Raw genomic sequence first — 9,268 nt, 5'->3', positions numbered from 1 at the left:
GCCGGGGGGGGGGGCGGCCCCCCCACCGAACCACCGGTCCGCGCGGGCCCGGCGGGCGGGCCCTCAGGCGCGGATCAGTAGCACTCGTAGGTGTTGCCGTCCTTCTGCTGGTTCAGGCTGAGGTGCAGGCCCGGGAGCTTGAAGGTGCCCGCCGAGGTGGCCCAGGCGGTCTGCTGGACGCCGGTCAGGTGGGCGCTCTCGGCGGTCTGCGAGAAGCCGTGGTCGCCGCTGGGCAGCTTGCCGCCCTTGCGCAGGTCGTCCAGGGCGGTGCCCGGCAGGGTCTTGGCGTCCTGGCCGATGTTGATGTTCTTGAACTCGGCGTCCGCGTTCAGCTGGTTCAGGTCGATCAGCAGGTTCTCCGCGTAGACCTGCTTGTCGACGTTGTCGCTGTCGCCGGCCTTGAGGACCAGGGTCCACTTGCCGAGCACGCCGAGGTCGGTCACCACCGACTGGCACAGGCCCTTCAGGTGGGCGGTGTCGAAGGCCGAGATGGCCACCGGGTGCGGGGTCCCGTTCGACTCGGCGTCGACGCCGCCGAACTGCGAGAAGCGGTCGCCCCGCAGGTCGTCGACGGTGACCTTGAACTGCTGGCCGGAGATCGAGAACGAGGCCGCCAGGACGGAGTTGGCCATCGAGACGCCGATCGCGGCGGTGGCCGCGATGCTGGGCACCATCACCAGGGCGAAGCGCTTCCAGCGGGTCTTGCCGTAGGTCTGGGACATGTGAGTCCTCCTTCTAGGACGTACATCTCCGGCCGGTCCGGTGCGTCCCGCACGTGGTCCGGCCCGGGATGGGAGAGAGCTACGTCCTCGGTAGCGGAGAGCGCCTGCGGCCGTGGGGACGGCAGCGGCGATCACCCCCGAGCGACAACCGTGCGGCCGCGCGGGCCGCGCGGCCGTCGTGAGGCCAGGAACCGCCGCGTGGGATCTGCGGTTACCCCCCTGCCCTCACCCGGTGGGGACCCCTCGTCGCCGAGGGACCGGGCGTCGCCGATCGTTCTCCAATCCAGGGCTGAGCACAAGAGGTCCATTACTGACGGGTAATCCAACAGTGGCCCGGGTCGATCATGGAATCGAAGGCGATGCAACGGAGAGTGACCAAAATCGCATGTCCGACCGAGGCTCACTCGCAGAAACGCCAATAAAACACCCCTCCGCCCTCACATACGGTGAGGACGGAGGGGTGATATCAAGATTTGGTAAACGCAGCCCGAAGGCACTCGAAAGTCGTCAAATCGCCGCCGACACCGCAGGTCACCCGAGGTGTCACCGGGTGCCTCAGAACAGCACCCGGGCCAGCGCCTGCCGGGCCGCCACGGTGCGCGGGTCCTCCGGACCGATCACCTCGAACAGCTCCAGCAGCCGCAGCCGGGCCGCGTCCCGGTCGTCCCCGAACGTCCGGGCGACGGTGTCGACCAGGCGGCCGAAGGCGTCCTCCACGTGCCCGCCGACCAGGTCCAGGTCGGCGGCGCGGAGCTGGGCCGGCACGTCCTTCGGGTCGGCCGCCGCGTCGGCGCGCACCTGCTGCGGGTCGAGCTGCTCCACCCGCTGCAGCAACTGGGCCTGGGCCAGGCCGAGCTTGGCCTCGACGTGCCCCGGCCGGTCGCTCAGCACGTTCTGGTACGCCCGCACCGCGCCGGCCAGGTCGCCCCGGTCCAGCGCGTCGTGCGCCGCCTCCAGCGCCGGGTCGGCCGGCACCCGCGGCTCGGCCTCCGCGCCCTCGCCGCCGCCCGCCGGGCCGCCGACGATGCCGAAGCGCTGCTCGGCCACCGCGATCAGCTGGTCGAGGATCTTGCGGACGTTCGCCTCGCTCTCGGCGCCCTGGAACAGCGGCACCAGCTGGCCCGCCACCACCGCCATCACGGCCGGGATCCCCTGGATCCCGAACTGCTGGGCGATCAGCTGGTTGCTGTCCACGTCGATCTTGGCGAGCACGATCCGGCCCGCGTACTCCTCGGCGAGGCGCTCCAGCACCGGGCTGAGCTGCTTGCACGGGCCGCACCACTCGGCCCAGAAGTCCACCACCACCGGGACCTCGGCCGAACGCTGGACCACCTCGGCCTCGAAGGTCTCCTCGGTGACGTCCAGCACCAGGGGGTGGTCCGCGGACGCCGGGACCTCGCCCGCCGCCGCCTGCCGGGCCCGCTCGGCCCGGGTCTGCTCCGCCTTCTGGGCGGCCTCGCCGGCCGCCTTCACCGCGGCGAGGTCCACCGCGCCGCGCAGGGCGGAGCTGTTGAGACGCGAATTCCGTGACTGCATGGCTCTATCCTCCCCCGCCGGGGCCGGTGCCGGGCACCAACCGCCCGGAAAAACCGGGCGAGCCGCCCGCCTCCCCGGCGGGGGCCGCCCGTTCTTCGTACCGTTCGGCGCCGGTCCCCACCGGTGCCGGGCGCCCGCCCGATCCCAGAGGGCGGGGCGCGATCGGTTGTCGCTCTTTCGCTACTGGTCGTAGCGTATCTGCCTCCCGGGCTCCCCCCGCAAGCCCCCCGCCCCCTCCCGGAGCGTGAGCTGCCCCACTTTCCGGCACCGGGCGGCTGTCGGGCGGGGCGCCCGGTCGCTACCGTGGGACCCGAAAGTTACTTCTGAGTAAACAGTCTGGAGGCGAGGTGGCCCCCACCACCCGGCAGCCCGCCGAGCACGGCCGCGGCAAGGGCCGGCCCCGCAGCGCCGCCGCCGACCAGGCCATCCTGGAGGCCACCCGCGAGGCGCTCGCCGAACTCGGCTGGGGCGGCCTGACCATGGGCGACGTCGCCCAGCGGGCCGGGGTCGCCAAGACCACCCTCTACCGGCGCTGGCCGTCCAAGAGCGAACTCGTCGTCGACGCCATCGCCAGCCTCTTCGACCAGTTGGAGTGCGCCGACCGCGGCAGCCTGCAGGCCGACATCGAGGCCGTGGTGGCCCGCTTCGCCGAACTGCTCTCCCTCCCCGAGACCCAGGCCGCGCTGCTCGCCCTGTTCGCCGAGGGCTCCCGCGACCCGCAGCTGCGCCGGCGCATCCGGGAGCGCATCGTCCAGCCGCAGAAGGTGCTGGTCGAACTCGGCCGGGCCAACGCCCAGGCCCGCGGCGAGATGGACCCCGACCTGGATCCGGCGGCCGCCGACGAGGAGACCGGCATCATCTTCGACACCATCGCCGGGACCGTCGAGCACCGGCTGCTGGTGAGCGGCGAACCCGTCACCCCGGACTGGATCCGCCGCTTCACCACTCTGCTGCTGGGCCCCTTCCCGGGGCTGCTGCGCTGACGCGCCCGGTCAGCCGTCCAGCTCCGGCAGCGGCAGCGCGGCCAGCCGGTCCGGGTCGCTCAGCACGTCGATCCGCGCGACCCGGCCGTCCACCACCGTGAACGACATCACCGAGACCGGCTTGCCGTCGACCACCGTCAGCGTGCCGTAGGTGCCGTTGACCAGGACCGGGCGGGCGAACGGCGCAAGGTGCCGAAAGGTCTGCGCCGACGACGCGATCACCGTGCTGCCGCGGATCACCTTGCTGAGCGCCGCCATGGCCGTCCCGCCGTCCGCCCGCAGCACCGCGTCCGGGGCGAGCACCGCCACCAGGGCCTCGAAGTCGCCCTCCCGGGAGGCCGCCAGGAACGCCTCCACCACGGCCCGCTGCGCCGCCGGGTCGCGGTCCGGCTCCGGCGCCCGCTCCTTGACCCGCCTGCGGGCCCGGCTGACCGACTGCCGCACCGCCGCCGGGGACTTGTCCAGCAGCGGCGCGATGTCCTCCAGCGGCACCGCGAACAGGTCGTGCAGCACGAACGCCAGCCGCTCGGAGGGGCCCAGCGTGCCCAGCACCACCTGCAGCGCCAGCCCCACCCGGTCGCCCAGCAGCGCCGCCGCCTCCGGGTCGTCCCGCTCCGGCGCGGCCAGCACCGGGTCCGGGACGGCGGTGTCCAGCTCCTCCTCGCGCCGCCGCTCCCGGCTGCGCAGCTCGTTCAGGCACACCCGGGACGCGACGGTGGTGAGCCAGCCGCCGAGGTTGTCCACCTCCTCGGCGTGCCGGTCCAGCCGCAGCCAGGTCTCCTGCACCACGTCCTCGGCCTCGCCGAACGACCCGAGCATCCGGTACGCCACCGCCCGCAGCCTCGGCCGGTGCGTCTCGAACCGCTCGGCGAGCAGCGTTCCCCCACCCATTCGTCGGTGTCCCTTCGTCCTGTCCTGTTCCGGTCTCCGAGCTTCGAGTATCGGTGTACGCAGGAGCGGCTGTCCGCCGGACTCGAGCGGTTCTCCAGCGGCGGCGGAGAGCGGGACGGGGGGCGGGACGGAGGGCGGGGCGGAGGGCGGGGCGGAGGGCGGGACGGGGCGGGCGCTAGAAGGCGGCGTTCTCCCGGTAGGTGCCCCACTCCTCGCGCAGGGCGTGGCAGATCTCACCGAGGGTGGCCTCGGCGCGGACGGCGCGGAGCATCGGCTCGATCATGTTGGTGCCCTCGCGGGCGGCGGTGAGCATGGCGTCGAGGCCGGAGCGGACGGCGGCCTCGTCGCGCCCGGCCTTGCGCGCGCGCAGGGCGCGGACCTGCTCGCGCTCGACCTCGTGGCTGACCCGGAGGATCTCCAGTTCGGGGGTGACGCTGCGGGGGTGGCAGTTGACGCCGACCACCCGCTTGTCGCCCTTCTCGACGCCCTGCTGGTAGCGGAACGCGGCCTCGGCGATCTCGCCGGTGAACCAGCCCTCCTCGATGCCGCGCAGGATGCCGGAGGTCATCGGGCCGATCGGGTGCTCGGCGCTGCCCTTGTCGAGGATCTTCCGGAAGATCTCCTCGGCCTGGGCCTCGATCCGGTCGGTGAGCGCCTCGACGTACCAGGAGCCGCCGAGCGGGTCGGCGACGTTGGTGACGCCGGTCTCCTCCATGATCACCTGCTGGGTGCGCAGGGCGATCTCGGCGGCCTGCTCGCTGGGGAGGGCGAGCGTCTCGTCGAGGGCGTTGGTGTGCAGCGAGTTGGTGCCGCCGAGGACGGCGGAGAGCGCCTCGACGGCGGTGCGCACCACGTTGTTGTACGGCTGCTGGGCGGTCAGCGAGACGCCCGCGGTCTGGGTGTGGAAGCGCAGCCACTGCGCCTTGTCGGTCTTCGCGCCGAAGTGGTCGCGCATCCAGCGGGCCCAGATCCGGCGGGCGGCGCGGAACTTGGCGATCTCCTCGAAGAAGTCGAGGTGGGCGTCGAAGAAGAAGGACAGGCCGGGGGCGAACACGTCCACGTCGAGGCCGCGGGAGAGGCCGAGCTCGACGTAGGCCAGGCCGTCGGCGAGGGTGTAGGCGAGCTCCTGGGCGGCCGTGGCCCCGGCCTCGCGGATGTGGTAGCCGGAGACCGAGAGCGGCTTGTAGGCGGGGATGCCGGCGGCGCAGTGCTCCATCAGGTCGCCGATCAGGCGCAGGTGGGGCTCGGGGGCGAAGAGCCACTCCTTCTGCGCGATGTACTCCTTGAAGATGTCGGTCTGCAGGGTGCCGTTGAGGACGGCGGGGTCGACGCCCTGGCGCTCTGCGGCCACCAGGTACATGCAGAAGACCGGGACGGCCGGGCCGCTGATCGTCATCGAGGTGGTGACCTCGCCGAGCGGGATGCCGCGGAACAGCACCTCCATGTCGGCGGCGGAGTCGATCGCGACGCCGCAGTGGCCGACCTCGCCGAGCGAGCGGTCGTCGTCGGAGTCGTAGCCCATCAGGGTGGGCATGTCGAAGGCGACCGAGAGGCCGCCGCCGCCGGCCTCCAGGATCATCCGGTAGCGCTCGTTGGTCTGCTCGGCGTTGCCGAAGCCGGCGAACTGGCGGATGGTCCAGGCCCGGCCGCGGTAGCCGGTGGGGTGCAGGCCGCGGGTGTAGGGGTACTCGCCGGGCCAGCCGATCCGCTCGAAGCCCTCGACGTCCTGGCCGGGCGGGGGGCCGTAGACGGGTTCGACGGTGTCGCCGCTGAGGGTGGTGAAGTCCGCGTCGCGCTTGCGCGCCCCGTCGTACCGCTGCTGCCAGCGCTGCCGCCCGGCCTCGATCTGCTCGGCGTCCATCGGCTCCGACTCCCGCTCCGTGCGGCCGCTCCTCGTGGGGGCGGCAGAACTACTTGGATGTCCTAGCAATTTACTCGGACGTCCTAGTACCTGTCGACGCCCACCCTCCGACACACGGAGAGCGCCCCTCCCCCGGCGGACGGGGAAGGGGCGCTCGGGGGTCGGGTCAGACGCCGGCGGTCTCCCGGGCGGCCCGGGCGGGGGCGAGCTTGCCGCGGGCCTCGGCGACCACCTTGCGCTCGGCGACGAAGGAGGCGAACGGGACGCAGCCGGCCGCCAGGAAGGCGATCATCCGGCCGGGCGCCCACTTGAGCTTCTGGCCCAGCAGGAAGGTCACCACGAAGTAGCCGATGTAGAGGTAGCCGTGCACCATCGCGATGTACGTGGTGGCGTCGGCGCCCGCGTCGAAGCCGTACTTGGCGACGATGAACCCGCAGAACACCAGGAGCGCGACACCGGTCGCGATCGCCAGGCCCCGGTACCAGCCCAGCAGGGGGGTCGCCTTCATCTTCTCGTTCCTCGCCTCGCTCGGGCCGGTCGCGCCCACCTCGGACGCACCGCTCGTACGAGGGTAACCGCCCCTACGCGCCGTCCCGGTCGGGGCCCTCCCCGGCGGGCTCCGCGAAGTCGCCGGCGGCGATCCGCAGCGGGCGCAGCAGTTCGAAGACCTCGGCGCAGGCGCCGGCGTCGTAGCCGTCCAGGCCGAACTCGACGGCGACGAGTTCGCGGGTGGCCCGCTCGACGACCTGGCGCCCGCGGTCGGTGATGGCGGCCAGCACGCCGCGGCCGTCCAGCGGGTTGGGGCGGCGGGTGACCAGGCCGGCCCGCTCCAGGCGGTCGACGGTGTTGGTGACGCTGGTGGGGTGGACCATCAGGCGCTCGCCGATCTTGGAGAGCGGGAGCTCGCCGGAGCGGCTGAAGGTGAGCAGCACCAGGGCCTCGTAGCGGGCGAAGGTGAGGCCGTAGGGCTTGACCACCGCGTCGACCCGGGCGAGCAGGATCTGGTGGGCGCGCATCACCGAGGTGATCGCCGCCATCGACGGCACCTTGCCCCAGCGCTGGGTCCAGAGCTGGTCGGCGCGGGCGATCGGGTCGAAGTCGAGGGCGAGGGGCTTGGGCACGCCCCCACCGTACCCGCGGGCGCGAACGGGGGTAGCAGGTGTCCACGATGGTGAACAAGCCGCCCCGCTTGGCGGGATCACGCCAAACAGACGGATCCGGCCCGGCGGCGGCCCTTTACCGTGCATATTCCGGCAATATTCAGTGTTTTCACCGGAGTTGGGCCTTCGCCCAGCCCGCGCGGCATGGTTCGCGGCGAAACCTCCGATTTCCCGGACGGCCCGTGACCCACCCCCTGGCGAGAGTTTGCCAATAGTTGCCGAACCGCTGTTCCGGGCCGCCGCCGCCTCGTCATGCTTCTGGCCAGCCCCGTTCGACACCGCCGGCCCACCCCACCGGCTGCTGTCGCCTGACCGCACGGAGCTGCACGTCAGCACCCGTTCCGCCCCAGCAGGCACTGACCCCGGTGCCCCGGAGCGAGGTGCGACCGCGCACACGCGGTTGATCCGGAAGGAACCCGTACGTGAAGCGAAAGCTCGCTGTCGGAGCCGTTCTCTCTGCCTCGGCCCTGCTGGCCGGCGCGATCCAGGTGAGCGCCGGCATGGCGTACGCCGCCCCCGCCCCGTCCTCCCTCGGCCGGGCCGACCAGCTCGCCCTGGCCGCCGCCCAGGCACCCGCCGCCGCCAAGGCCCTGGGCCTGGGCGCGCACGAGAAGCTGGTCGTCAAGGACGCCGTCGTCGACGCCGACGGCACCCGCCACTTCCGCTACGAGCGCACCTACGACGGGCTGCCCGTGCTCGGCGGCGACCTGGTCGTGCACCAGGCCGCCAACGGCAAGGTCAAGTCCAGCGACAAGGCCGTGTCCGGCAGCCTGGCCCCCGCCTCGCTGAGCCCGAAGCTGACGGCCGCCCAGGCCGCCGCGAAGGCGACCGGCGCGGTGCAGGCCACCGTCGGCGTCGCGAAGGACGCCGACGAGGCCGCCCTCACCTCGGTCTCCGGCGCCGGCGGCAGCGCCCAGCTGGTGGTCTGGGCCGCCGACGGCGCCCCGCGGCTGGCCTACCGCACCACCGTGGAGGGCGTCCGGGCGGACGGCACCCCCAGCCGCCAGCTGCTGGTCACCGACGCCGACAGCGGCGCGGTGCTCTCCGTCCACGAGCAGGTGCAGACCTCCAACGCGACCGGCTCCGGCAACGGCGTGTTCGTCGGCAGCGTCTCGCTGACCACCAACTACACCGGCAGCGCGTACCAGTTGAAGGACGCCACCCGCGGCGGCCAGTACACCACCACGCTGGCCAACAAGACCTCGGGCAAGGGCACCCTCTACTCGAAGTCCACCAACACCTGGGGCAACGGCCTGGCCTCCAACGGCGAGTCCGCGGCCGTCGACGCCCAGTACGGCGCGGCCGTCACCTGGGACTTCTACAAGAACACCTTCGGCCGGGCGGGCATCCGCGGCGACGGCGTCGGCGCGTACAGCCGGGTCCACTACGGGCGCAACTACGTCAACGCGTTCTGGGACGACAGCTGCTTCTGCATGACCTACGGCGACGGCGCCTCCAACAGCCACCCGCTGACCGAGCTCGACGTCTCCGGCCACGAGATGAGCCACGGTGTGACCTCCAACACCGCGGGCCTCAACTACTCGGGCGAGTCCGGCGGCCTGAACGAGGCCACCTCCGACATCTTCGGCACCATGGTCGAGTTCTACGCCAACCTGCCGAAGGACAACCCGGACTACCTGATCGGCGAGCTGATCAACATCAACGGCGACGGCACCCCGCTGCGCTACATGGACAAGCCCTCCAAGGACGGCGCGTCCGCCGACTACTGGTCCTCCACCGTCGGCAGCAAGGACGTCCACTACTCCTCGGGCGTCGCCAACCACTTCTTCTACCTGCTGGCCGAGGGCAGCGGCGCCAAGACGGTCAACGGCGTCAGCTACAACTCGCCCACCTACAACGGCGCGGCGCTGACCGGCATCGGCCGGGCCAAGGCCGCGCAGATCTGGTACCGGGCGCTGAGCGTCTACATGACCTCGACCACCAACTACAAGGGCGCCCGCACGGCGACCCTGAACGCGGCGAAGGACCTGTACGGCTCCGGCTCGGCCGAGTACAACGCGGTCGCGGCCACCTGGACCGCGGTGAACGTCAACTGACGCCGACCGGCTGACGAAAAGCCCGCGGCGGCCGGGCCTCCCACGAAGAGGCCCGGCC

At 72.3% G+C, this 9,268-nt stretch carries 8 protein-coding genes; 2 read left to right on the top strand and 6 right to left on the bottom strand.

Features of this window, described 5'->3' with window-relative positions:
- Window positions 1-74: 74 nt before the first annotated feature.
- Together ACFUEL_RS28360 and trxA are read right to left on the bottom strand one after the other, a co-directional pair.
- Window positions 75-722, bottom strand: coding sequence for a DUF6230 family protein (locus ACFUEL_RS28360; protein WP_380239613.1), 648 nt, complete (start codon window positions 720-722; stop codon window positions 75-77).
- Window positions 723-1,277: 555 nt separating this feature from the next.
- On the bottom strand, window positions 1,278-2,258 hold the full coding sequence (gene trxA, locus ACFUEL_RS28355) for a thioredoxin (RefSeq protein ID WP_380239612.1): 981 nt from the start codon (window positions 2,256-2,258) through the stop codon (window positions 1,278-1,280).
- Between the two features lie 347 nt (window positions 2,259-2,605).
- On the opposite strand from trxA, the gene ACFUEL_RS28350 reads away from it, so the two are divergent.
- A complete protein-coding gene (locus ACFUEL_RS28350; RefSeq protein ID WP_380239611.1) occupies window positions 2,606-3,241 on the top strand; it encodes a TetR/AcrR family transcriptional regulator in 636 nt (211 codons plus the stop codon).
- A gap of 9 nt (window positions 3,242-3,250) precedes the next feature.
- Here ACFUEL_RS28350 and ACFUEL_RS28345 read toward each other — a convergent pair whose 3' ends face one another.
- From ACFUEL_RS28345 to ACFUEL_RS28330, 4 genes are all read right to left on the bottom strand, one after another.
- On the bottom strand, window positions 3,251-4,132 hold the full coding sequence (locus tag ACFUEL_RS28345) for a sigma-70 family RNA polymerase sigma factor (RefSeq protein ID WP_380239610.1): 882 nt from the start codon (window positions 4,130-4,132) through the stop codon (window positions 3,251-3,253).
- Between the two features lie 175 nt (window positions 4,133-4,307).
- Window positions 4,308-5,993, bottom strand: coding sequence for a methylmalonyl-CoA mutase (locus tag ACFUEL_RS28340; RefSeq protein ID WP_380239609.1), 1,686 nt, complete (start codon window positions 5,991-5,993; stop codon window positions 4,308-4,310).
- Between the two features lie 166 nt (window positions 5,994-6,159).
- The gene (locus ACFUEL_RS28335; protein WP_380239608.1) at window positions 6,160-6,501 is read right to left on the bottom strand and encodes a DUF3817 domain-containing protein; all 342 of its coding nucleotides are present in this window, start codon (window positions 6,499-6,501) and stop codon (window positions 6,160-6,162) included.
- Between the two features lie 73 nt (window positions 6,502-6,574).
- Window positions 6,575-7,114 carry a MarR family winged helix-turn-helix transcriptional regulator gene (locus ACFUEL_RS28330; RefSeq protein WP_380239607.1) on the bottom strand — a complete coding sequence of 180 codons (540 nt, stop codon included), beginning with the start codon at window positions 7,112-7,114 and terminating at the stop codon, window positions 6,575-6,577.
- Between the two features lie 461 nt (window positions 7,115-7,575).
- Here ACFUEL_RS28330 and ACFUEL_RS28325 point away from each other — a divergent pair, with 461 nt between their 5' ends.
- Window positions 7,576-9,210, top strand: a complete 1,635-nt coding sequence (locus ACFUEL_RS28325) for a M4 family metallopeptidase (RefSeq protein WP_380239605.1) — start codon at window positions 7,576-7,578, stop codon at window positions 9,208-9,210.
- Window positions 9,211-9,268 lie beyond the last annotated feature (58 nt).

Source organism: Kitasatospora sp. NPDC057198, from assembly GCF_042670125.1.
Classification (GTDB): Bacteria; Actinomycetota; Actinomycetes; order Streptomycetales; family Streptomycetaceae; genus Kitasatospora.
Note: the sequence above shows the minus strand (reverse complement) of the source record. Positions and strands in the feature narration are given on the sequence as shown.

Bases quoted from the DNA above. Each gene is read 5' to 3' on its own strand.
- ACFUEL_RS28360 (WP_380239613.1), bottom strand. From the start codon at position 722: ATGTCCCAGACCTACGGCAAGACCCGCTGGAAGCGCTTCGCCCTGGTG.
- trxA (WP_380239612.1), bottom strand. From the start codon at position 2,258: ATGCAGTCACGGAATTCGCGTCTCAACAGCTCCGCCCTGCGCGGCGCG.
- ACFUEL_RS28335 (WP_380239608.1), bottom strand. From the start codon at position 6,501: ATGAAGGCGACCCCCCTGCTGGGCTGGTACCGGGGCCTGGCGATCGCG.
- ACFUEL_RS28345 (WP_380239610.1), bottom strand. From the start codon at position 4,132: ATGGGTGGGGGAACGCTGCTCGCCGAGCGGTTCGAGACGCACCGGCCG.
- ACFUEL_RS28340 (WP_380239609.1), bottom strand. From the start codon at position 5,993: ATGGACGCCGAGCAGATCGAGGCCGGGCGGCAGCGCTGGCAGCAGCGG.